Genomic DNA, 21,644 nt, shown 5'->3' with positions numbered 1-21,644 from the left:
GGCCCCCTTGTCCAACCCGCCGGTCATATCAATCATCGACGATGACGGGTCGGTTCGCGCCGCGACCCACAATCTCGTTCGGTCGCTTGGCTACGTGGTCCATACATTCGCGTCTGCCGAAGAATTCCTGTGTTCCCCCCACCGGAAGGACACATCCTGCGTGATCACGGATGTCAGAATGCCGTCCATGAGCGGGCTCGAGTTGCAGACCTACCTGCTAGCCAGCGGGCAGAGCTTTCCGTTCATATTCGTCACGGCGTTCTCCGTCGAAAGCGACCGCGTGCGAGCCATGAAGGCCGGGGCGACCTGCTTTCTGATCAAGCCGTTCGACGGGGAGGCTTTGATCAAATGTCTCGATGCCGCACTGACGCGAAACGGCGCGACGACGGCGGAATAGGCCCAACCCGACCCCCGCGCGTGCGGATTATACGCAAGGATGATCCGGCGAAACATCTGGACAGTTGAAGGCAGGCCGTGACGACGCGAGACTTCGCGCCGTCCTCCTGCCCGAGAGGCAAGGACGGTATCAACCAGCTTGATCGGCAATGGCAATTCCTCAGGAGGGAGGTCGCCATGCGTACGGAACCGCGCTGCTCGGAGTGTGAGAGCGAAGACCCGAAGATCGTCTCCTTGCGTGATCCGGCGGCCGCCCGTTTCTGCGGACGCCTCTGCTTCTACAAGGGTCAGCAGAAATTGATTCGCTGGCTTCCGCCAGTCGACACCGAGGCCGTGTCATGACCAACCGGTGCAGCAATTCGGAATGCGGGCGTCCCTTCGGACTGATCCGGCGCAGCTGGCATTTCGAGCAGTTCTGCTCGACCAAGTGCTGCGAGACCTACAAGCGGCAGCTCCAGCGCAACAGCGCCTATTGGAAATGGCTCTGCTACGCCCCCGAGCCGGCAGCCCGTCGAAAGAATTTGATCCAGCGGTCGGACTGAGCGACCTCGATAGGAACGACCATGGCGACAGTCGATGCGATGCTGGTGGGAGCGATCCTGGCGTGGGTACCTTCGCTGATCGTGTTCTTCTATATCGTGCGCGACCTGCGCAACATGCCCGGCGAAGACCTCGATTGAAGGATGCGCGGGATCAGAGCTGTACCCCCTCATGCCGCAGCAACCAGCGCTTCCGCTCCAGGCCGCCACCATATTTCACCAGTGAGCCGTTGGCGCCGATCAGGCGGTGGCAGGGCACGACGACGCTGATCGGGTTGGAGCCATTGGCGTGGCCGACCGCGCGCATCGCGTTCGGCGCGTGCAGCTTCGCCGCCAATGCGCCGTAGCTCATGGTGGTGCCGGCACGAATCTTCGGCAGCGCGTGCCAGACCTTCTGCTGGAACGGCGTGCCGGCGACGCGCCATGCGACGTCGCCGAGCCGATCGAGATCGCCCCTGAAATAGCCGTCGAGCGCCTTGCGCAACGCCGCCGGCGCGCGGCCGTCCCTGAGCGTCACCGCGCCATAGTGCAGCCGCAGCAGATCGCGCATCCGCGCTTCATAGTCGTCCCAGTCGAGCGCGCGCAGCACGCCGTCGTCGTCGGTCATCAGCAGCGCGACGCCGATCGGCGTCGTGAGACGGTCAAGGTTGAAGGTTTGCGGCGTCTTGCGGTCGGACATGACGGTCACTCGGGAATCGGATCGTTACGCATACAATCCGACGCCGGCATGCTAGCGTCCACCCGAATTCCGGTTGGGGGACCGCATCATGTATCTGCTTGCCAATGTCCTGGTCGCGGTGGTGGCCGCGCTGCACGTCTATTTCCTGGTGCTGGAGATGTTTCTCTGGACCAAGCCGCTGGGGCTGAAGACGTTTCGCAATTCGATCGAAAAGGCAACGGAGTCCGCGGTGCTCGCCGCCAATCAAGGGCTCTACAACGGCTTCCTGGCCGCCGGACTGATCTGGGGCCTGGTGCACGGCAATCCCGCCTTCGCGTTCCAGATCAAGACATTCTTCCTGCTCTGCGTCATCGTCGCGGGCGTCTATGGCGCGGCGACCGTCAGCCCGCGCATCCTTTATGTGCAGGCGGCGCCTGCGGCCCTCGCCCTGATCCTGCTCTGGTTCGCCTGACGCCGGGATTCTGCGCTTGGCATTGCCCTGCAATGCCGCCATCATCGCGGCAACGGTGACATCCGCCGGAGGCAAGCGCCTCGCGGACAAGATCATCGGCAACATGGGAGGTCACGACATGAGAAGCGTGCATTTGCTCGCTGCGACTGCGTTTGCCATCGCGTTGTCCGTCACGTCAGCGAGCGCGCAGAAGAAATACGACATCGGCGCCACCGACACCGAGATCAAGATCGGCCAGACCGTGCCGTTCTCCGGCCCCGCCTCGGCCTATGCCGGCATCGGCAAGACCCAGGCGGCCTATCTCAAGATGATCAACGATCAGGGCGGCATCAACGGCCGCAAGCTGAACCTGATCCAGTATGACGACGCCTATTCGCCGCCGAAGGCGGTCGAGCAGGTGCGCAAGCTGGTCGAAGGCGACGAGGTGCTGTTCACCTTCCAGATCATCGGCACGCCGTCGAATGCCGCCGTGCAGAAATATCTCAACGCCCGGAAGGTGCCGCAGCTGCTGGCCTCGACCGGCGCCTCGCGCTTCTCCGATCCGGTCAACGCGCCCTGGACCATCGCATTCAATCCGAACTACCAGTCGGAGGGCCGCATCTACGCCAAATACATCCTGGCCAACTACCCCAACGCCAAGATCGGCATCTTCTACCAGAACGACGATCTCGGCCGCGACTACATCACGGGCCTGAAAAGCGGCCTCGGCGACAAGGCCTCGAGCATGATCGTGGCGGAGGCGTCGTACGAGCTGACCGACCCGACGGTGGATTCACAGATCGTCAAGCTGAAGGCCGCCGGCGCTGATCTGCTCTATGACGCGTCGACCCCGAAATTCGCCGCGCAGACGATCCGCAAGCTCGCCGACCTCGACTGGCACCCGGTGCACATCCTCGACATCAATGCGAGCCCGGTGTCGGCAACGCTGAAGCCGGCTGGCCTCGACATCTCCAAGGGGATCATCTCGACCAATTACGGCAAGGAACCCGCCGATCCGCAGTGGAAGGACGATCCCGGCCTGAAGGCCTATTTCGCCTTCATGGACAAATATTATCCGGAGGGCGACAAGCTCAACACCGTCAACACCTACGGGTATTCGACCGCCGAGCTGTTGATCCAGGTGCTGAAACAATGCGGCGACGACCTCACCCGTGAGAACCTGATGAAGCAGGTGACCAGCCTGAAGCATTTCGTGCCGTCACTCGCGCTGCCGGGCATGTCGATCACGACGGGACCGAACGATTACCGCATCAACAAGCAGATGCAGATGATGAAGTTCAACGGCGAGCGCTGGGAGCTGTTCGGCCCGATCATCGAGGATACAGGGCCGGCGGGCTAAAGGGGACCCGTCACGGTGAGGAGGCCCAACGCTGCCGTCTCGAAGCATAACGGGGTGGATTTTTGGCGCGCGGCCTGTCCACCCCCGTCGTCCTGGCGAAAGCCAGGACCCATAACCACCGAATTTGATCGCGTGCGGGATCGTGGCTCCAGTGTCGCGCAACCCCAAGCTACTGGGGTAAAGGGTCCTGGCTTTCGCCAGGACGACGCCGAATAGTGCCGGGATTACGACGCAGCAGGATCAGAAACCGCGTCACCTTCCTTTCCGCACCGCCCCCTACTTTCGTTGATTGAAATCGCTCGTCTTTTCAGCACCGTTCGTCTTGCATCGCAGCAACGGTTCCTCCAGTATCCCGGCCCAATCGATGGCGGCTGCGGGGGTGTGAACCCGCGACAAGATCATCGGCGAACCATTAATCACGTGAGGAAGCAGCAGTATGAGGAATGGGATTTTCCATCTGGCCACCGCAACGGCGCTCGCAATGGCGCTATCCGCGACGTCGGCCTTCGCGCAGAAGAAATACGATCCCGGCGCGAGCGATACCGAAATCAAGATCGGCCAGACCGTCCCGTTCTCCGGACCGGCCTCCGCCTATGCCTCGATCGGCAAGACCCAGGCGGCCTATTTCAAGATGATCAACGACCAGGGCGGCGTGAACGGCCGCAAGATCAACCTCATTCAATATGACGACGCCTATTCGCCGCCCAAGGCGGTCGAGCAGGTGCGCAAGCTGGTCGAGAGCGACGAGGTGCTGCTGACGTTCCAGATCGTCGGCACGCCGTCGAACGCCGCGGTACAGAAATATCTCAACGCCAAGAAGGTCCCGCAGCTGTTCGCCGCCACCGGCGCCTCGAAGTTCACCGATCCGAAGAACTTCCCCTGGACGCTCGGCTTCAATCCGAACTACTTCGTCGAAGGCCGCATCTACGGCCAGTACATCCTGAAGGAGCACCCCAATGCCAAGATCGGCGTGCTCTACCAGAACGACGACCTCGGCAAGGACTATCTGAACGGCCTCAAGGCCGGCCTCGGCGACAAGGCCGCCAAGATGGTGGTGTCGGAAGCTTCCTACGAAGTCTCCGATCCGACGGTGGATTCGCAGATCATCAAGATCAAGGATTCCGGAGCCGACCTGTTCTTCTCGGCGACGACGCCGAAGCAGGCTGCGCAAGGGATCAAGAAAATCTTCGAACTCGGATGGCATCCGGTCCAGATCGTCGACATCAACGCCACGTCGGTCGGCGCCGTGCTGCAGCCGGCAGGTCTCGAAGCCGCCAAGGGCCTGATCTCGACCAACTACGGCAAGGATCCGGCCGACCCGCAGTGGAAGGATGATGCCGGCATGAAGCGCTATTTCGACTTCATGGCCAAGTACTATCCCGACGGCGACAAGAACTCGAACTTCAACACCTACGGCTATTCGACCGCGCAGCTGATGGTGCACGTGCTGAAGCAGTGCGGCGACGAGTTGACGCGCGAGAACGTGCTGAAACAGGCCACCAACCTGAAGAATGTCGAGCTCGACATGGCGCTGCCCGGCATCAAGGGCAACACCTCGCCGAACGACTACCGCGTCAACAAGCAGTTGCAGATGATGAAGTTCAACGGCGAGCGCTGGGAACTGTTCGGCCCGATTCTGGAGGATGCGGGTCCGGCGGGTTAGTGGTTTTTTGCTGGATTTGAGATGCGATCGGCGGCCTTAGGGCCGCCGATTTTGTTTGGATACGCACATTCAAATCTATCCCCGTCACCCTGAGGCGCTCGCGAAGCGAGCCTCGAAGGGTCGACGGCCACAAGTGGGGCCGATTTCATCCTTCGAGGCTCGCTCCGCTCGCACCTCAGGATGACGGGGATGGAGAGTGCTCGTGGCTTTGAGCGCAGCTATCTAGGAATCTCCCCAAACGTCTTCCCGACGGGCAGCACCGCATGCCGGATCAGCCGCGAATCCTCCACGCCGGCCTGGCGGTGCTTGACGGCCTCGCGATAGACCGGATCGCGGATCATCTCGACGAAAGCGGCGACGCTTGGGTATTCGGCGATGAAGCAGTGGTCCCAGCGCTCGGCCTCGGGGCCGATCAGCATCAACTCGAAGCGGCCTTGCCAGACGATGCGGCCGCCGAGCCGCTCGAACACCGGGCCACTCTCGCGGCCATAGGCCGCATAGGCTTCCGCGCCGCTCGCCTTGCGGCCGTCCGGATAGGCGGCGTGCTCCCGCAGGCGGACGAGGTTGAGCATGTGGATCGGTCCCGGCCGGTTGTTGTCCCGGAACTGTGCGAAGACGTCCTTGGTCGGATCGATATGGCCCATGCGAAGGCTCCTTTTGTTGTCGGGTCCGTTGTTATTTAGCACGCACCGCCCAACCTCCTAATCCCGCGTTAAGCTTTGCGTAACCGCCCCTTAAACCGGGAACGCTAGCGTGCGGCCCGATCAGGGTGTGAGCGTTGCGGATGGCGTGGGGAAACAAAAAGGGCGGTGCGCGCAAGGAGCCGCTGTTCGGGCTTCCGGCCGCGCTTGCCGACCTCAGGCTGTCGGTTGCCGATCGCATTCCCGGCGGCGACGACGACAAGCCGGCCAAATCCAAATCGAAAAGCAGCGAGTCCGGCGGCGAGAAGCCGCGGCCCGCAAAGAGCAGCGGCAAGCGCCGCGGCAAATCACGCGGCTTCGGCATCGGCCGGCTGTTCTACTGGACCGCGGTGCTCGGGCTGTGGGCCTGCATCGCCGTGATCGGTGTCGTGGTGTGGGTCGGCGCGCATCTGCCGCCGATCCAGTCGCTGGAAATCCCCAAACGCCCGCCGACGATCCAGATCGTCGGCCTCGACGGCAGCGTGCTGGCGCAGCGCGGCGAAATGGCCGGCGCCAATGTCGCGCTAAAGGACCTGCCGCCCTATCTACCGAAAGCGTTCATCGCCATTGAGGATCGCCGCTTCTATTCGCATTTCGGCGTCGATCCCGTCGGCATCCTGCGCGCGGCTGTGACCAACCTTTTGCATCACGGCGTCTCGCAGGGCGGCTCGACCCTGACGCAGCAGCTCGCCAAGAACCTGTTCCTGACCCAGGAGCGCACCATGCAGCGCAAGCTGCAGGAGGCCGAGCTCGCGCTGTGGCTGGAGCGCAAACACTCCAAGGACGAGATCCTCGAGCTCTATCTCAACCGCGTCTATTTCGGTTCCGGCGCCTATGGCGTCGAGGCGGCGGCGCAGCGCTATTTCGGCAAGTCGGCGAAGAACGTGACCATCGCCGAGGCCGCGATGCTCGCGGGTCTCGTCAAGTCGCCGTCGCGTCTTGCACCGAACCGCAATCCGGAGGGCGCCGAGCAGCGCGCGCAAATCGTGCTGGCAGCGATGGTGGATGCCAAGTTCATTACCGAAGCGCAGGCCAAGGCCTCGACCGGCCAGGCCTCGATCGCCGTGAAGCCGGCCGGCGCCGGCACCGTGAACTATGTCGCCGACTGGATCGGCGAGGTGCTCGACGATCTGGTCGGCCAGATCGACCAGGACATCACGGTGCAGACCACCATCGATCCGAAGCTGCAAAACATGGCGGAGGCCGCCGTGATCGACGAACTCGCCGCCAAGAGCGTGAAATTCAATGTCAGCCAGGGCGCGCTGGTGGCGATGTCGCCCGACGGCGCGGTGCGCGCCATGGTCGGCGGCCGGAACTATGCCGAGAGCCAGTATAACCGCGCGGTGACCGCCAAGCGGCAGCCCGGCTCATCGTTCAAGCCGTTCGTCTATCTGACCGCGGTCGAGTCAGGGCTGACGCCGGACACCATTCGCACCGACGGCCCGCTCGACATCAAGGGCTGGAAGCCGGAGAACTACACCCACGAATATTTCGGCTCGGTGACGCTGACCCAGGCGCTCGCGATGTCGCTGAACACGGTCGCGGTGCGGCTCGGTGTCGAGGTCGGCGCTAAAAATGTGGTGCGCACCGCGCACCGGCTCGGCATCTCCTCCAAGCTCGAACCCAACGTCTCGATCGCGCTCGGCACCTCCGAAGTCTCCGTCCTCGAGATGGTCGGCGCCTATACGCCGTTCGCCAATGGCGGGTTCGCCGTGTCGCCGCATGTGATCACCAAGATCCGCACCAGCTCGGGCAAGCTGCTCTACGATCGTCCGACCGATCCGCCGAACCAGGTGATCGAGCCGCGCTATGACGCGATGATGAACAGCATGATGCGCGAGACCTTGATCTCGGGCACCGCGCGCAAGGCGGAGATCCCCGGCTGGACCGCCGCCGGCAAGACCGGCACCAGCCAGGATTATCGCGACGCCTGGTTCATCGGCTACACCGGCCATCTCGTCACCGGCGTCTGGCTCGGCAATGACGACAACTCGCCGACCAAGAAGGCGACCGGCGGCGGGCTGCCGGTGGAAGTGTGGACCCGGTTCATGAAGGCCGCGCATCAGGGCGTGCCGGTCGTGGCGATCCCGAATTCGCAAGGCAATTGGGGACCGGCGAACCTGATGCAGATCTCGTCGCAGATCAGCCCGCCGTCCGCGCCGACGCAAACGCAACCCCAAATGCAGATGCAGGCGCCGCCGCCGGCGCCATCGGGCGGCGGCTATTATCGGCAGCCACCTCCGGTGCGCACCTCGGCGCAACCGCCGAACCCGAACGCACGGCCGGAGGCGGCTGCGGGATTGGATGGCTGGCTGGTTGATCGGCTATTCCGCTAGAGCGTTTTCGAGCGAAGTGGAAACCGGTTCGCGTGAAGAAAACGCGTCAAAACAAAAACCTAGAGCCCCGTTCCGATTCCATCGGAACGGGAAAGGCTCTAGCGCGATCCGTAGGATGGGTGGAGCGCAGCGATCCCCATCGATTGCTGCCGTGGAAGCGACGATGATGGGTTTCGCTGCGCTCTACCCATCCTACGCCCGCTACTCCTGGATCCCGTAGCGGTGCAGGTCGTTGCCGTGGGTGTCGAGCCAGTTCTTGGCGCGCGTCACCGATGCGCAGACCTTGTCGACCACCCGCCAGAACCGCGCCGAGTGGTTCATCTCGACGAGATGCGCGACTTCGTGGGCGGCGAGGTAATCGAGCACGAACGGCGGCGCGAGGATCAGGCGCCAGGAGAACGACAGCGAGCCGGCCGAGGTGCAGGAGCCCCAGCGGCTGGACTGGTCGCGGATCGAGACCCGGCGCACTCGCACATTGAGTTCCGCGGCATAGAGCTGCGCCGCCTTCTGCAGATCCTTGCGCGCCTCGCGCTTGAGGAAGTCGTGCACCCGACGATCCATGTGCTCGACGCCGCCGGCGACGCATAGAATCTTCTCGCCGCTGTCGCGCGTCTCGGTCCAGACCGTGCCGCGCTCGCCGGCGCGATGCACCAGACGATGCGGAACGCCGCGCAACGGCACCACCGTGCCAGGCTGGAACGGCGCGGCCTTCGGCAATCGGCCGAGACGAGCGGCAATCCAGCCGCCATGCAGGTGCGCGAACTCCTTGGCTTCAGCGATCGTGCCGCGCGGCGGCATGGTGAGGATCGCTTCGCGGTCGGTCGGATGTATCCGCAGCGTATAACGGCGCGCGCGCCTGTGCCGACGCAGCCGAATGGTGAAGAACTGGGAGCCGTGGCGGACCAAAAGAGTCGAGGGTTCGGCAGGCCGCCGATAGAGGAGCGCGCGAGTAGCCATTTCTGAGAGTCCGGGGAGTAGGAGTTCGCCCGAAGTCTGCCACATCCACCGAAAGGGAAATCGCTCGGCGCAAAAACAAATCATTTGCCCAATATACAGGGGCTGGCGGTTTCTGAACCTCTACCGGCTGGGGTCGGAACCGATTTTTTTTGAGTGAATCAGGACTGAGAATAAGGCGCAAGAGATGAAAATAAATTCACCCCTTGCGCTTTGCCTGATTTGAGAATTTTTGAGCTAAATCAGCGACTTATGCAACCGCCGAAATCCTTGCCGAAACGATACTTATTCGGCCGCAGCGACCAGCGAAAGCCGCGTATTTGCCGCCGAGACCATGAAATCGGAGATCCGCGGCACGATTTCGGAGCGGAACCGCGACCCGTTGAACACGCCGTAATGCCCGACGCCCTTCTGCACGTAATGCACGCGGCGATGGTTGGGAATCGAGGTGCAGAGGCCGTGCGTTGCCTCGGTCTGGCCGAGACCGGAGATGTCGTCCTTCTCGCCTTCCACCGTCATCAGCGCGACACGGCGGATTTTTGAGGGATCGACCGGCTTGCCGCGATGGGTCATCTCGCCCTTCGGCAGCGCGTGCTTGACGAACACGAGGTCGACCGTCTGCAGATAATACTCCGCGGTGAGGTCCATCACGGCGAGATATTCGTCGTAGAATTCGCGGTGCTTGTCGACGAGATCGCCGTCGCCCTTCACCAGGTTGGAGAACAGCGCCTTGTGCGCGTCCATGTGGCGGTCGAGATTCATGCTGATGAAGCCGTTGAGCTGCAGGAATCCCGGATAGACGTCGCGCATCACGCCGGCATGCGGGAACGGCACCTTGGTGATGACATTGTTGCGGAACCAGTCGATGCCGCGCTCCGCGGCGAGGTTGTTGACCGCGGTCGGATTGCGCCTGGTGTCGATCGGGCCGCCCATCAGCGTCATCGACAACGGCACGAACGGGTCGTTGTTGGCCTCCATCACGGAAACCGCCGCGACGACCGGCACCGAAGGCTGACACACCGCGATGATGTGCATGTTGCCGCCGAGCGCGTGCAGCATCTCGATCAGATAGTCGACATAGTCCTCGAGATCGAAGCGGCCGGCGGCGAGCGGCACCATGCGCGCATCGGCCCAGTCGGTGATGTAGACCTCATGCGTCGGCAGGAACGCTTCGACCGTGCCGCGCAGCAGCGTCGCATAGTGGCCCGACATCGGCGCGACGATCAGCACCCGCGGCTGCGGTGAGCGCAACGGCCGGGTCAGCTTGCGATCGAAATGCAGCAGACGGCAGAACGGCTTCTCCCAGATCGAGCGAACCTCGACCGCGGTACGGACGCCGTTGACCTCGGTCGTGGGCAGGTTCCATTCCGGCTTGCCGTAGCGGCGGGTGGTGCGCTCGAACACCTCGCAGGCCGCCGCGACCGATTTGCCGAACTGGGTGTGGGTCCAGGGATTGAGCGGATTCTGAAACAGGATCTTGGTGGCGTCGGTCACCGCGCGCGCCGGATTGAGCGAGGCCTGCGCCATCTCGTACATCCAGTACAACGGCGTCGTGAGTGCCGGACCGCCGTCTGTCGCCAGTGGCGGGACGCCGCCAAATTCACCGATGGGCATTTCGTTTCAGACCCCTGTTTTGCGCCGCAGCATACTGTCAACTGCGTAACAATGCGTCAATGCGCCGCTCACCGAATTTGGGGGCCGTGGCCGGCTAAAACACCGTGAATCCACGTGAAAGTGACATTTATTCACCACCCGAGAGCAGCGAACCGTGGCGCTTGGCGCTCTGCAAAAGGGCAAGGAAGATCGCAAAAGAGGCAGCGAACAGGATCGCGTTGATGACGAGTGCCCACAGCATCAGGTCGGCGCGGAAGACGTGATCAATCAACAGCGACCGCATGCCTTCGAACACATAGGTCGGCGGCAACGCCCAGGCGACATATTGCAGCCAGGCCGGCAGCACGGCGACCGGATAATAGATGCACGCGAGCGGCATCACGGCGAACATCAGCGTCCAGACGATGCTTTCGGCGCCCAATCCGTTGCGCAGCACGAGGCCGGAGGCGAACACGCCGACCGACCAGCTGGTGAAGATCAGATTGCAGAAGAAGGCGATCAGCGGCAGCCCGATGGCGTAGAAGTTGAAGCCGAAAAAGAACAGCGCCATCAGCGTCATCGGGATCACGCCGATGGCGAGCCGGACCAGGCTCATGATCATCAGCGAGAGCAACAGCTCGATCGGCTTCAGCGGGCTCATCATCAGGTTGCCGAGATTGCGCGCCCACATCTCTTCCAGGAACGAGATCGAGAAGCCTAGCTGGCCGCGGAACAGGATGTCCCACAGGATGACGGCGCCGATCAGCGTGCCGCCCGCTTTGGCAAAGAACCCCGAGGCCTGTGCGATGTAATTCTGCAGGAAGCCCCAGGTGATGATCTGCAGCGCCGGCCAGTACACGAGCTCCAGCAGCCGCGGCCAGGACGACATCAGGAGATACCAATAGCGCAGCACCATCGCACTGATGCGATGCAGCGAGATGCCGCGCGCTTGATGGCTGACGATCTCGCTCATGGTGCGCCCTCCCGCACCCGGCCGCGCGCGACGTCGAGGAACACCTCCTCCATCGTGTCGCGGTTGTAGCGCGCCATGATCGCCTCGGGACTGTCGTCGTCCTCGATCTTGCCGCGCTTCATGATGATGACGCGGTCGCACAAACGCTCGACCTCCAGCATGTTGTGCGACGCAAGCAGGATCGTCGCATTGTGGGTCTTGCGGTAAGTCTCCAGATGCTGCCGCACCCAATCGGCGGTGTCAGGATCGAGCGAGGCGGTCGGCTCGTCCAGCAGCAGCAGGTCCGGCTCGTTGATCAGCGCCTTGGCCAGCGCGACCCGGGTCTTCTGTCCGGCCGAGAGCTTGCCGTTGGCACGATCGAGAAAATCCCCGAGATCGAGGTCGGCGGCGAGCTGCTCGATCCGCTTGCGCAGATGCCTGACGGAATACAGGCGTCCGAATGTGGTGAGGTTCTGCCGCACCGTGAGCCGCATCGGCATATCGACATAGGGGCTCTCGAAGTTCATCCGGCCGAGCACGGCATAGCGCTGCTCGGGGATTTTTGCGCCGAGCACCTGGACGGTGCCTGAGGTCGGCAGCACCAGGCCCATGATCATCGCGATCGTCGTGGTCTTGCCGGCGCCATTGCCGCCGAGCAGGCCGGTGATGCTGCCGCGCGCAATGCGGAACGAGATGTCGTCGACCGCGCGCGTCGTCTTGTAGAGCTTGACCAGATGCGCGACATCGATCGCCGCCGGTCCGCTCGGATCGGCGGCGGGGGTTTGCCCCTGACCTGTCTCACTCTGCTGCATGTGGCCGTTAATTGAGCCATTGCGACAATAAGCGCAAGGCTTGCACCGAAATCCTGGGTTAGAGCCCCGATCCGGTAGAATCGGATCGGCGCTCTGGATTGTCGTTTCGACGCGTTTTGTTGACGCGAACCGGTATCCACTTCGCTCGAAAACGCTTCTGTTCGCCAATTTGTGCGCCGCCCACGGCACAGTTAAAGTCCTGACATGACCGACGTCGTCGCCTCCGATTTTCGCCAGCCCCGCAGCTCGGTCCGCCTGGATACGATCCTGCGGCTGCGCTGGCTCGCCGCGCTCGGCCAGCTCGTCGCGATCTTCGTCGTGGCCCAGGGGCTGGAATTCGACCTCCCGATCGTGGAGTGCGTCTGCATCGTCGCCTTTTCGGCGATGCTCAATCTGGCGCTGCAGATCGCCTTCAACCCGATGCAGCGGCTGGAGCCGTCCTATGCGGCGGCGCTGCTCGCGCTCAACATCGTCGAGCTCGGCGGGTTGCTCTATTTCACCGGCGGCCTGCAGAACCCGTTCTCGTTCCTGTTCCTGGCGCCGGTGCTGATCTCGGCGACCGTGCTGCCGATCCGGCTCACCATCGCGCTCGGCTGCCTCGCGGTCGCCTCGGCCTCGGCGCTGTTCTTCTATCATCTGCCGTTGCCATGGGATGGCGACGACCCGCTGGTGCTCCCGCCGATCTACCTGGTCGGCGTCTGGCTCTCGATCCTGCTCGCGATCGGCGTCACCAGCCTCTATGCCTTCCAGGTGACGGAGGAATCGCGCCAGCTCTCCAATGCGCTGGCCGCGACCGAACTGGTGCTGACGCGCGAACAGCATCTGACCCAGCTCGACGGTCTCGCCGCCGCTGCCGCGCACGAACTCGGCACGCCGCTGTCGACGATCTTCCTGATCTCGCGCGAGCTCGAGAAGACGGTGCATGATCCGGCTATCGCCGGCGACCTCAAGACCGTGCGCGAGCAGGCGCAGCGCTGCCGCGACATCCTGAGCAAGATCGCGCAACTGTCCGCGAGCGGCGCGCCGTTCGACAACATGAAGCTGTCGACCCTGATCGAGGAGTCGGTGGCGCCGCATCGCGACTTCGGCGTCAACATCAAGGTGCGGCTTGCTGTCGCAGCCACGTCCGAGCCGGTCGTCGCGCGCAATCCGGCGATCCTCTATGGCGTCGGCAACATCCTGGAAAATGCCGTCGATTTCGCGCATCAGACCGTTGAGGTGAATGCCTGGTGGAATGCAGAAACCGTCGAGATCGTGATCTCCGACGACGGCCCGGGAATCGCGCCCGACATGCTGAAGCGGATCGGCGAACCGTATTTGTCGCGGCGGAAAGCCGTGGATGAGGCGCAAAATGACCGCGGCGGCCTCGGTCTTGGGGTTTTCATCGCACGAACGCTGCTGGAACGCACCGGCGCAAAAGTCTCGTTTACCAATCGCATCTTTCCCGATCACGGCGCCGTGGTGCAGATCGTCTGGCCGCGCGAACGTTTCGAGGACGAGACGAACGAGCCCGCATCTTAAGAACGGTTCTCAGTCGCTGGCATATCGGATGCAGCCACCACGACTTTTGGCTGCCTTGGCAGCGCCGCACTAGGCCCCCATATGTTTGGGGTCTGCCACAGGGAAAAATGGACCGTGAACGCCATCGCTGAACTGAATGACCACGCCGACAAGTCGCTTCTCATCGTCGAGGACGACAAGCCGTTCCTGGAGCGCCTGTCGCGCGCCATGGAGACGCGGGGCTTCGCGGTGAAGTCATGCGACACGGTGTCCGACGGCCTCGCCGAGATCGGCCGCGCCGCGCCCGCCTTTGCGGTCGTCGACCTCAGGCTCGGCGACGGCAATGGCCTCGATGTCGTCTCGGCGCTGAAGCGCAAGCGCCCCGACGCGCGCGCGATCGTGCTGACCGGCTATGGCAACATCGCCACCGCGGTCACCGCGGTGAAGATGGGCGCCGTCGACTATCTCTCGAAGCCCGCCGACGCCGATGACGTGGTGGCCGCACTGCTGGCGACCGGCACCGAGAAGTCCGAGCTGCCGACCAATCCGATGTCGGCCGACCGCGTCCGCTGGGAGCACATCCAGCGCATCTACGAGATGTGCAACCGCAACGTCTCGGAGACTGCACGCCGGCTCAACATGCATCGGCGTACCTTGCAGCGCATCCTGGCGAAGCGCGCGCCGAGGTAAGCAAAGTTCATATTTCTTTGTAATGGCCGGGCTCGTCCCGGCCATTTGCGTTTCTGATATTTCGTAGGGTGGGCAAAGCGGAGCGTGCCCACCATCACGAGTACGCCGAGAGTGGTGGGCACGTCGCTGACGCTCCTTTGCCCACCCTACGCAGAGCAGCTTCTAAAACTCGTGCCCCTGCGGGTCGACGAGCCGATTGATCCGCTGCGCGGCCGCCATCGCAAAACGCACCGTCATCGCCTTGCGCCTTGCCGCCGGCAGGCGATGTTCCGGCGCCTCGCAATGCAGATGCGCGCCGTAGGCGTCCGCGATGATCAGGCCGGTGTCTTCGGGAAAGATCTCGCACGGCAGGTCCTGCGTGAAGGCGAAGAACAGCCGGTCGCAATGCATCCGGTAGTCCTGCCATTTCTGGTCGGCACGCAAATCCTCGACCGACGATTTGATCTCGACGATCCAGATCTCGCCGCGCTCGTTCAGCGCGACCAGATCGGCCCTGCGGCCGGACGGCAGCGGCAGTTCGCTGATGCAGGAAAATCCCAGCGATCTCAGAAGCCTCGCGGTACCGCGCGCGATCGCGAGCGCGGTCTCCGACTGGCGTCGGTCGGGCGCGGGCACGAGCGCGATCTGGCGGGCGGGCGATTCCATCCGGACAAGACTAGCCGATTCCATTCACGAGCGGCAGCGCCGGAATCGGCCGGAACCCGCCGCCGCCTCGCCGCTTATCTCACGGCCGCCACCCCTGGGCTGGCCGCGAGGACCTGCCCGGTGATCGACGACCTCTGGTACAAGAACGGCGTGATCTACTGCCTCTCCGTCGGCACCTACATGGACGCCAACGGCGACGGCATCGGCGATTTCGGGGGCCTGCTGCGGCGGCTGGACTATCTGCACGGGCTCGGCATCACCACGATCTGGCTGATGCCGTTTCAGCCCTCGCCCGGCAAGGACGACGGCTACGATATCTCGGATTATTACGGCGTCGATCCGCGCTACGGCACGCTCGGCGATTTCGTCGAATTCACCCATGGCTGCGCGCAGCGTGGCATGCGCGTGATCATCGACCTCGTCGTCAATCACACTTCGGACCAGCACGCCTGGTTTCAATCGGCGCGCAGCGCAAAGGATTCGCCCTATCGCGACTGGTATGTCTGGGCCGACAAGCGGCCCGCCAACGCCAATACCGGCATGGTGTTTCCCGGCGTGCAGAAATCGACGTGGACGCGGGACAAGAAGGCAGGCGCCTGGTACTTCCACCGCTTCTACGATTTCCAGCCCGACCTCAACACATCAAACCCGCATGTCCAGGCCGAGCTCCTCAAGATCATGGGATTCTGGATCCAGCTCGGCGTTTCCGGCTTCCGCATGGACGCCGTGCCTTTCGTGATCGCGACCAAGGGCGCTTCGGTTCGCAAGCCGGTCGAGCAATACGACATGCTGCGGTCGTTCCGCGAATTCCTGCAATGGCGCCAGGGCAATGCGATCATCCTGGCCGAAGCCAACGTGCTGCCCGAGACCGACATGGAGTATTTCGGCCGCGACGGCGACCGGATGCAGATGATGTTCAATTTCCATGTCAACCAGCATCTGTTCTACGCGCTGGCGTCCGCCGATACACGGCCGTTGGCAAAAGCGCTGGTCGCGACAAAGCCGCGGCCGGCAACGGCGCAATGGGGCCTGTTCCTCCGCAACCATGATGAGCTCGACCTCGGCCGCCTCACCAAGGCGCAGCGCGAGACGGTGTTCAAGGCGTTCGGCCCAGACAAGAGCATGCAACTCTATGACCGCGGCATCCGACGCCGTCTGGCGCCGATGCTGGGCGGCGACCGCAGGCGGCTGGAGCTCGCCTACAGCCTGATGTGCACGCTGCCCGGCACGCCCGTGATCCGCTACGGCGACGAGATCGGCATGGGCGATGACCTTGCCCTGCCCGAACGCCACTGCGCGCGCACGCCGATGCAGTGGTCGACCGAACCGCACGCCGGCTTCACCGAAAGCGATCGGCCATGCCTGCCGGTGATCGACAAGGGGGCGTATGGCTATGAGCACGTCAACGCGGCCAAGCAACGGCGCGACCCGAATTCGCTGCTGAACTGGACCGAACGCGTCATCCGGATGCGCAAGGAGGTCCCCGAGGTCGGCTGGGGCGACTTCAAGGTGATTGCAACCCGCGATCCGGCGGTACTGATTGTCCGCTACGACTGGCGCAACAACTCGGTGCTGTTCATCCACAATCTCGCCGAGCAGCCGCGCGAGGTCGCTTTCTCCGTCGGACTGCCTGACGATGCCGGAGAGCATCTGATCAACCTGCTGAGCGAGGACCACAGCCACGCCGACGACCGCGGCCGCCACAAGCTCCTGATCGAGGGCTACGGCTACCGCTGGTACCGGGTGGGCGGGCTCGACTATCTGCTCAAGCGCAGCGACATCGACACCAAGACGCCGCGCACGCTACGTTAGTCTTCCCGGGACGGCTCCAAGCCTGCCCGCGGCGGCCCCAGGATCACGCCCTCATTGGCGCGCAGATCGAGCATGCCTTCGACCTTCTCGCCCTCGCGGTCCATGAAGGTCGACAGCAGGATCTGGTTGCTGAAGCCGATTGCGCTCGAGGTGATCGCAGCGGGCTGACCGCCGAAATTCAGCGCGATCACCGCAATTGCGCCGGCCGCGCTGCGCCGGCGATAGAGCAGCACGTCGCCATGCGCCGTCACCGGCTCGTAGCTGCCATGGACGAGCTGCGGCAGCTCGCGGCGCAGCGCGATCAACGCCTTGTAGAGATTGAGGATCGACGCCCGCTCCGCCTCGAGGCTCGCGACGTTGTCGGCGGCGAAATCATGCGCCAGCGGCAGCCACGGCTTTGCCATCGAGAAACCGGCATTGCGCCCGCTGCTCCATTGCATCGGCGTGCGGCAGCCGTCGCGGCCGACGCCGATGCCGGGCACGTTCTTCTCGAAGGGATCGCGTACCTGGTCCGGCGCGATGGTGAGCTGGCGCATGCCGATCTCGTCGCCGTAATAGAGCGTCGGTGTGCCGCGCAAGGTCAGCAGCAGCATCGCCGCGACGCCCGCCTGCGCCGGCCCGACCCGGCTCGCCACCCGCGGCCGGTCGTGATTGCCGAGCACCCAGTTCGGCCACGCGCCGGGCGGCAGCGCCTTCTCGTAGTCGGCGATGATCTTCTCGACCGAGCGCGCGCTCCACAAGGTCGACAGCAGTGCGAAGTTGAACGGCATCTGCGCACCGCGCAGATCGTTGCCGTAATAGGCGACCAGCCGGTGCAGCGGCAGATAGATCTCGCCGATCAGCACCCGGCCGTCGAACTCCTCGGTGACGCGGCGCATCTCGCTGATGACCTCGTGCACCTCGAGCTGATCCGTCGAATATTGGGTGAGAATCCTTTCATGCGGCGGCCGACCCTCGCGATAATGCGGGTTCGGCGGATTGTCACGGAAATCCGCGTCCTTGATCAGGTGCCAGATCACGTCGACGCGGAAGCCGTCGACGCCCTTGCGCAGCCAGGAGCGCATCACCTCGTAGATCGCCTCCCGCACCTGCGGATTGCGCCAGTTGAGATCGGGCTGCTCGGCGAGGAAGGCGTGATAATAATATTGGCCCGAGGCCTCGTCATAGGCCCAGGCGCTGCCGCCGAATTCAGACAGCCAGTTGTTGGGCGGACCGCCGTCGGGCGCGCCGTCGCGCCAGATGTACCAATCGCGCTTCGGGTCATCGCGCCCGCTCTTCGCTTCGATGAACCAGGGATGCTGGTCTGAGGTGTGGTTCGGCACCAGATCGAGGATCAGCTTGAGGCCGGCATCGTGCGCGGCCGCAACCAGTTCGTCGAAATCCTCCATCGTCCCGAACAACGGATCGATGCCGGTGTAGTCGGAGATGTCGTAGCCGAAATCGGCCATCGGCGACGGGAAGATCGGCGACAGCCAGACCGCATCGACGCCAAGCCGCGTCAGATAGGGCAGCCGCGTGATGATGCCCCTGAGATCGCCGACGCCGTCACCGTCGCTGTCCTGAAAGGAGCGCGGATAGACCTGATAGAAGATGCCGTGCCGCCACCAGTCCCTGTCGTCGTGATCCATCGCTTCCCCTCGTCATGCGGCCCAACGCCCAGGCCCCGCAGATCAGTTCAGGGATGACGCACAATTCGGGACGGAAAAATGGCCGCGTAGCCCGGATGCACCGCAGCGAAATCAGGGATTTTCGCCGTCAATGTCTCGACATTGCGAGCTGATAGATCGTGATCAGCACCTCGAACAGGATCAGGAAGACGATGATCAGCTCCAGCCGCAGCGAGCGGCTGGTGTCGATGATGTCGGTCAGGACCTGCGCGGTCTCTGAGATGACGGCGAGCTTGCGGTTCAGGGATTCCGCCCGCTCCTTCAACTCGTATTCATCCTCGAGCCGGGAATAGAGCCGCTCGAGCTGCGGCTTGTCCCAAAGGATGTCCGGCTTCTCGGCGATCTCCACCGGGCCGGCGACACGGTGGCGGACCGACAATGCATTGCCGATGTGCTTGAGGATCGCGACGCGGCCGCCGCTGATCTGCCCATTCTTGGCGAGCCCGCGCGCGAATGGCTCGGTGGTGTCGAACACGGCCGCGACCTCGCGCTCGTGTCGCGCCAGCACCACGCTCTTGGCCAGCGCTTCGCCGACCAGGATCAGCCGCTCCGGCGACAGGCTCTGCAGATAGATCGGACCGCCCGGCGGAATCTGGTCGTCCTTCTCGGGCGCCAGCTCGATGATCGCAATCTCCTCCTCGCGCCGGGTGAACTGACCCGTCATGCGCGATTGCAGGCTACGCAGGAATTCGTCCTCCTCCAGCGCGTTGAGCCCGATCAGGACGACGACGCCGTAACGAAACAGGATCGCCACGCCATTGTCGTTAACGCGGAACGCCAATGGCGTCGTGGCCAGGACGTCGCCGCGCTCCAGGCCGGACGTGCTGATGCGATCCGCGACGAAAAAGGCGCGGGCAGTGGTGCGGGGCCCGGCAAGCGGCGATTTGGAAGCCTGGGTCATCTCAATCCGAACGGGGAGCACCGATTGTTCTGTCATCAGTCTATCATGGTCTGTTTTGGGAACACACGCCGGGTGCTTGCGCGCTGCCCCGTGTTGACGGCCGTTTTGGGAAGCCTATGGTGACCGCATGGATGACACAACCGAAACCAAACCCGAGAACAAACCGAAAGCCGGCGCGATCATCGTGCCGGTAACGCTGTTCGAGCAGAACTGCACCATCATCTGGCACGAGCCGACCAAGAAGGCCGTGGTGATCGACCCCGGCGGCGATGTGCCGAAGATCCAGGCTGCGATCAAGCAGACCGGCGTGACGGTCGAGAAGATCTGGCTGACCCACGGCCATATCGATCACGTCGGTGGCGCCGCGGAGTTGCGCGACGCGCTGCAGGTCAAGATCGAAGGTCCGCATATCGCGGACAAGTACCTGCTCGAGAACGTCGTCTCGAGCGGAGAGCGGTTTGGCATGACGGACGTGCGCAATTTCGGCCCCGACCGCTGGCTCGACGAGGGCGACCAGGTCTCGATCGGCGACCTCACCTTCGACATCCTGCATTGCCCCGGCCATTCGCCCGGCAGCGTGGTGTTCTTCAACAAGGAGCTGCGCTTCGCCCATGTCGGCGACGTCTTGTTCGCCGGTTCGGTCGGGCGTACCGACCTGCCCGGCGGCAGTCATCCGATGCTGATCCAGTCGATCAAGGAGAAGCTGCTGCCGCTCGGCGACGATGTCGGCTTCATCTGCGGCCATGGCGCGGGATCGAGCATCGGGCAGGAGCGGATGACGAATCCGTTCCTGACCGGCGAGATGTGAGAGGCGCGGCCCGTCGCTACTTGATCAGTCCCGCGGCCGTCAGCGCCCGCGTGATGATGCGGCCGACATCGACGCGGTTGCTGCGCGCCGCTTGCGGCACGGTGCTGCGCCCGCCCGACACTGCACCGGCATCGGGCTCCGCCGACGGCACCGAGAGGGTCATCGAGACGGTATCGGCGCGCTCGCGCGGGATTCCGGTCGGCGCGATCTGCGGCTGACGCAGTTGACCGGTCAGGCCGAAGAACTCGGCAATCTGATAGGACGAGGAGATCCCGGCCTCGATCAGGAACGCGCCCTCGACTCCGTAGCGCTCGTCATTGGCGGCGAGCCCAAGCGGCGTGCCATGCGCCATGTCGACGATGCTGTAGGATTCGACCAGCGTCTCGCCGTCGGCGTTCCACCAGACCTCGCGAGGATAACCGTCGACATCGCTCGTCGACATCGCGGTCAGCGGCAGGCCGTGTACATCGAGCCACTGCCGGACGATCGCGTCCGCATTGGCGGGGCTGACTGTGCGGTCGGCGCTGCCGTGCCACACCGAAATCTTCGGCCAAGGACCCTTGTGCTTCGAAGCGTGACGCACGAAATCGCCGAGCTCCGGCGCGGACAGCGTCGTCGACTGCATCATGGCCTGGAGCGCTTCGCGCAGATCGGCAGCGATGCCGAACGGCAGGCCGGCGACGATCGCGCCGCCTGCAAACACATCCGGATAAGTCGCGAGCATGACGGAGGCCATCGCGCCGCCGGCGGACAGCCCGGTCACATAGATGCGCCTGGGATCGATGTCGTGCGCGGCGACCATATGCGCGATCATCTGCCGGATCGAGGCGGCTTCGCCCTCGCCGCGCGCGATATCCTGCGGATTGAACCAGTTGAAACAGGTGTTGCCATTGTTGGCGGCCTGCTGCTCCGGCATCAACAGTGCAAAACCGTAATGCGCAGCGAGCGTCGACCAGCCGGCGCCGAGATCATAACCCGCGGCTGTCTGACCGCAGCCGTGCAGCACGACGACAAGTGCGGGTGACCGCGCGAGCTGCGCGGGCACGACGGAGAACATCTTCAGATCGCCGGGGTTGGCGCCGAATTCCGTCGTCTCGACGAGCGGCGTCGGCACGGCCGGCGCGAGCGCGCCCAAGCCGCTAAACGCGTTCATCTTCGGCAGATGACGCAGAAATTCGACGTTGTTGACGAGTGACAACAGCAACTCCTGGGGTGATTTCGTCTTCC

The 21,644-nt window shown here is 63.7% G+C and carries 21 protein-coding genes; 11 read left to right on the top strand and 10 right to left on the bottom strand.

The annotated features are described in order from the left end of the window. Nucleotides 1-7: 7 nt before the first annotated feature. The 3 genes from IC762_RS02775 (at nucleotide 8) to IC762_RS02765 (ending at nucleotide 938) form a co-directional block, all read left to right on the top strand. A complete protein-coding gene (locus IC762_RS02775) occupies nucleotides 8-397 on the top strand; it encodes a response regulator transcription factor (RefSeq protein WP_195787135.1) in 390 nt (129 codons plus the stop codon). Nucleotides 398-573: 176 nt separating this feature from the next. After that, nucleotides 574-738 (top strand): hypothetical protein, encoded by a 165-nt coding sequence (locus IC762_RS02770; protein ID WP_195787134.1) that lies wholly within the window; start codon nucleotides 574-576, stop codon nucleotides 736-738. Next, entirely contained in the window at nucleotides 735-938 is a 204-nt protein-coding gene (locus IC762_RS02765; protein ID WP_195787133.1) for a hypothetical protein, read from the top strand. The genes IC762_RS02770 and IC762_RS02765 overlap by 4 nt, the downstream gene beginning before the upstream one ends. A 151-nt stretch (nucleotides 939-1,089) precedes the next feature. Here the strand turns inward: IC762_RS02765 and IC762_RS02760 are convergent, their stop codons facing one another. Further along, nucleotides 1,090-1,614, bottom strand: a complete 525-nt coding sequence (locus tag IC762_RS02760; RefSeq protein ID WP_195787132.1) for a methylated-DNA--[protein]-cysteine S-methyltransferase — start codon at nucleotides 1,612-1,614, stop codon at nucleotides 1,090-1,092. 88 nt (nucleotides 1,615-1,702) lie between these two features. Here IC762_RS02760 and IC762_RS02755 point away from each other — a divergent pair, with 88 nt between their 5' ends. The 3 genes from IC762_RS02755 to IC762_RS02745 all read left to right on the top strand — a co-directional run bounded on the left by IC762_RS02755 (nucleotide 1,703) and on the right by IC762_RS02745 (nucleotide 5,067). Next, nucleotides 1,703-2,065: a DUF1304 domain-containing protein gene (locus IC762_RS02755; RefSeq protein WP_195787131.1), complete on the top strand. Its 363-nt coding sequence runs from the start codon at nucleotides 1,703-1,705 to the stop codon at nucleotides 2,063-2,065. 118 nt (nucleotides 2,066-2,183) lie between these two features. Beyond that, nucleotides 2,184-3,404, top strand: coding sequence for an ABC transporter substrate-binding protein (locus IC762_RS02750; RefSeq protein ID WP_195789968.1), 1,221 nt, complete (start codon nucleotides 2,184-2,186; stop codon nucleotides 3,402-3,404). 436 nt (nucleotides 3,405-3,840) lie between these two features. Then, nucleotides 3,841-5,067, top strand: coding sequence for an ABC transporter substrate-binding protein (locus IC762_RS02745; protein WP_195787130.1), 1,227 nt, complete (start codon nucleotides 3,841-3,843; stop codon nucleotides 5,065-5,067). A 218-nt stretch (nucleotides 5,068-5,285) separates the two neighbouring features. Here the strand turns inward: IC762_RS02745 and IC762_RS02740 are convergent, their stop codons facing one another. After that, nucleotides 5,286-5,711, bottom strand: coding sequence for a DUF1330 domain-containing protein (locus IC762_RS02740; protein ID WP_195787129.1), 426 nt, complete (start codon nucleotides 5,709-5,711; stop codon nucleotides 5,286-5,288). A 140-nt stretch (nucleotides 5,712-5,851) separates the two neighbouring features. Between IC762_RS02740 and IC762_RS02735 the strand changes: the two genes are divergently transcribed. Continuing rightward, nucleotides 5,852-8,083 carry a transglycosylase domain-containing protein gene (locus IC762_RS02735; protein WP_195787128.1) on the top strand — a complete coding sequence of 744 codons (2,232 nt, stop codon included), beginning with the start codon at nucleotides 5,852-5,854 and terminating at the stop codon, nucleotides 8,081-8,083. 201 nt (nucleotides 8,084-8,284) lie between these two features. Here the strand turns inward: IC762_RS02735 and IC762_RS02730 are convergent, their stop codons facing one another. From IC762_RS02730 to IC762_RS02715, 4 genes are all read right to left on the bottom strand, one after another. Beyond that, nucleotides 8,285-9,124, bottom strand: coding sequence for a M48 family metallopeptidase (locus tag IC762_RS02730; protein WP_195787127.1), 840 nt, complete (start codon nucleotides 9,122-9,124; stop codon nucleotides 8,285-8,287). Nucleotides 9,125-9,322: 198 nt separating this feature from the next. Then, on the bottom strand, nucleotides 9,323-10,651 hold the full coding sequence (locus IC762_RS02725) for a polyhydroxyalkanoate depolymerase (protein WP_195787126.1): 1,329 nt from the start codon (nucleotides 10,649-10,651) through the stop codon (nucleotides 9,323-9,325). A 127-nt stretch (nucleotides 10,652-10,778) separates the two neighbouring features. Beyond that, nucleotides 10,779-11,603, bottom strand: a complete 825-nt coding sequence (locus IC762_RS02720) for an ABC transporter permease (RefSeq protein ID WP_195787125.1) — start codon at nucleotides 11,601-11,603, stop codon at nucleotides 10,779-10,781. Then, entirely contained in the window at nucleotides 11,600-12,394 is a 795-nt protein-coding gene (locus IC762_RS02715; RefSeq protein WP_195787124.1) for an ABC transporter ATP-binding protein, read from the bottom strand. The genes IC762_RS02720 and IC762_RS02715 overlap by 4 nt, the downstream gene beginning before the upstream one ends. Nucleotides 12,395-12,598: 204 nt before the next feature. Between IC762_RS02715 and IC762_RS02710 the strand changes: the two genes are divergently transcribed. Next, a complete protein-coding gene (locus IC762_RS02710) occupies nucleotides 12,599-13,915 on the top strand; it encodes an ActS/PrrB/RegB family redox-sensitive histidine kinase (RefSeq protein ID WP_195787123.1) in 1,317 nt (438 codons plus the stop codon). A gap of 114 nt (nucleotides 13,916-14,029) precedes the next feature. Next, a complete protein-coding gene (locus IC762_RS02705) occupies nucleotides 14,030-14,584 on the top strand; it encodes an ActR/PrrA/RegA family redox response regulator transcription factor (RefSeq protein ID WP_195787122.1) in 555 nt (184 codons plus the stop codon). A 162-nt stretch (nucleotides 14,585-14,746) separates the two neighbouring features. On the opposite strand, the gene IC762_RS02700 is transcribed toward IC762_RS02705, so the two are convergent. After that, nucleotides 14,747-15,229, bottom strand: coding sequence for an MmcB family DNA repair protein (locus IC762_RS02700; RefSeq protein ID WP_195787121.1), 483 nt, complete (start codon nucleotides 15,227-15,229; stop codon nucleotides 14,747-14,749). 120 nt (nucleotides 15,230-15,349) lie between these two features. On the opposite strand from IC762_RS02700, the gene IC762_RS02695 reads away from it, so the two are divergent. Then, nucleotides 15,350-17,041 (top strand): alpha-amylase family protein, encoded by a 1,692-nt coding sequence (locus tag IC762_RS02695; protein WP_195787120.1) that lies wholly within the window; start codon nucleotides 15,350-15,352, stop codon nucleotides 17,039-17,041. On the opposite strand, the gene IC762_RS02690 is transcribed toward IC762_RS02695, so the two are convergent. Continuing rightward, a complete protein-coding gene (locus tag IC762_RS02690; RefSeq protein ID WP_195787119.1) occupies nucleotides 17,038-18,669 on the bottom strand; it encodes an alpha-amylase family glycosyl hydrolase in 1,632 nt (543 codons plus the stop codon). The two genes, IC762_RS02695 and IC762_RS02690, sit on opposite strands and share 4 nt — an antisense overlap. A gap of 127 nt (nucleotides 18,670-18,796) precedes the next feature. Continuing rightward, nucleotides 18,797-19,609: an RMD1 family protein gene (locus IC762_RS02685; RefSeq protein ID WP_195787118.1), complete on the bottom strand. Its 813-nt coding sequence runs from the start codon at nucleotides 19,607-19,609 to the stop codon at nucleotides 18,797-18,799. Nucleotides 19,610-19,736: 127 nt separating this feature from the next. On the opposite strand from IC762_RS02685, the gene IC762_RS02680 reads away from it, so the two are divergent. Continuing rightward, entirely contained in the window at nucleotides 19,737-20,417 is a 681-nt protein-coding gene (locus tag IC762_RS02680) for an MBL fold metallo-hydrolase (protein ID WP_195787117.1), read from the top strand. Between the two features lie 16 nt (nucleotides 20,418-20,433). Here IC762_RS02680 and IC762_RS02675 read toward each other — a convergent pair whose 3' ends face one another. Then, complete coding sequence (locus IC762_RS02675; protein WP_195787116.1) at nucleotides 20,434-21,615, bottom strand: extracellular catalytic domain type 1 short-chain-length polyhydroxyalkanoate depolymerase; 1,182 nt, start codon at nucleotides 21,613-21,615, stop codon at nucleotides 20,434-20,436. Nucleotides 21,616-21,644: the final 29 nt, after the last annotated feature.

This window comes from Bradyrhizobium genosp. L, assembly GCF_015624485.1.
GTDB lineage: Bacteria > Pseudomonadota > Alphaproteobacteria > Rhizobiales > Xanthobacteraceae > Bradyrhizobium.
Note: the sequence above shows the minus strand (reverse complement) of the source record. Positions and strands in the feature narration are given on the sequence as shown.

Excerpts from the sequence above, each read along its gene's own strand:
- IC762_RS02770 (WP_195787134.1), top strand. The coding sequence starts at position 574 with ATGCGTACGGAACCGCGCTGCTCGGAGTGTGAGAGCGAAGACCCGAAG.
- IC762_RS02765 (WP_195787133.1), top strand. The coding sequence starts at position 735 with ATGACCAACCGGTGCAGCAATTCGGAATGCGGGCGTCCCTTCGGACTG.
- IC762_RS02760 (WP_195787132.1), bottom strand. The coding sequence starts at position 1,614 with ATGTCCGACCGCAAGACGCCGCAAACCTTCAACCTTGACCGTCTCACG.
- IC762_RS02755 (WP_195787131.1), top strand. The coding sequence starts at position 1,703 with ATGTATCTGCTTGCCAATGTCCTGGTCGCGGTGGTGGCCGCGCTGCAC.
- IC762_RS02750 (WP_195789968.1), top strand. The coding sequence starts at position 2,184 with ATGAGAAGCGTGCATTTGCTCGCTGCGACTGCGTTTGCCATCGCGTTG.
- IC762_RS02745 (WP_195787130.1), top strand. The coding sequence starts at position 3,841 with ATGAGGAATGGGATTTTCCATCTGGCCACCGCAACGGCGCTCGCAATG.
- IC762_RS02740 (WP_195787129.1), bottom strand. The coding sequence starts at position 5,711 with ATGGGCCATATCGATCCGACCAAGGACGTCTTCGCACAGTTCCGGGAC.
- IC762_RS02735 (WP_195787128.1), top strand. The coding sequence starts at position 5,852 with ATGGCGTGGGGAAACAAAAAGGGCGGTGCGCGCAAGGAGCCGCTGTTC.
- IC762_RS02730 (WP_195787127.1), bottom strand. The coding sequence starts at position 9,124 with ATGATTTGTTTTTGCGCCGAGCGATTTCCCTTTCGGTGGATGTGGCAG.
- IC762_RS02725 (WP_195787126.1), bottom strand. The coding sequence starts at position 10,651 with ATGCCCATCGGTGAATTTGGCGGCGTCCCGCCACTGGCGACAGACGGC.
- IC762_RS02720 (WP_195787125.1), bottom strand. The coding sequence starts at position 11,603 with ATGAGCGAGATCGTCAGCCATCAAGCGCGCGGCATCTCGCTGCATCGC.
- IC762_RS02715 (WP_195787124.1), bottom strand. The coding sequence starts at position 12,394 with ATGCAGCAGAGTGAGACAGGTCAGGGGCAAACCCCCGCCGCCGATCCG.
- IC762_RS02710 (WP_195787123.1), top strand. The coding sequence starts at position 12,599 with ATGACCGACGTCGTCGCCTCCGATTTTCGCCAGCCCCGCAGCTCGGTC.
- IC762_RS02700 (WP_195787121.1), bottom strand. The coding sequence starts at position 15,229 with ATGGAATCGCCCGCCCGCCAGATCGCGCTCGTGCCCGCGCCCGACCGA.
- IC762_RS02690 (WP_195787119.1), bottom strand. The coding sequence starts at position 18,669 with ATGGATCACGACGACAGGGACTGGTGGCGGCACGGCATCTTCTATCAG.
- IC762_RS02685 (WP_195787118.1), bottom strand. The coding sequence starts at position 19,609 with ATGACCCAGGCTTCCAAATCGCCGCTTGCCGGGCCCCGCACCACTGCC.
- IC762_RS02680 (WP_195787117.1), top strand. The coding sequence starts at position 19,737 with ATGGATGACACAACCGAAACCAAACCCGAGAACAAACCGAAAGCCGGC.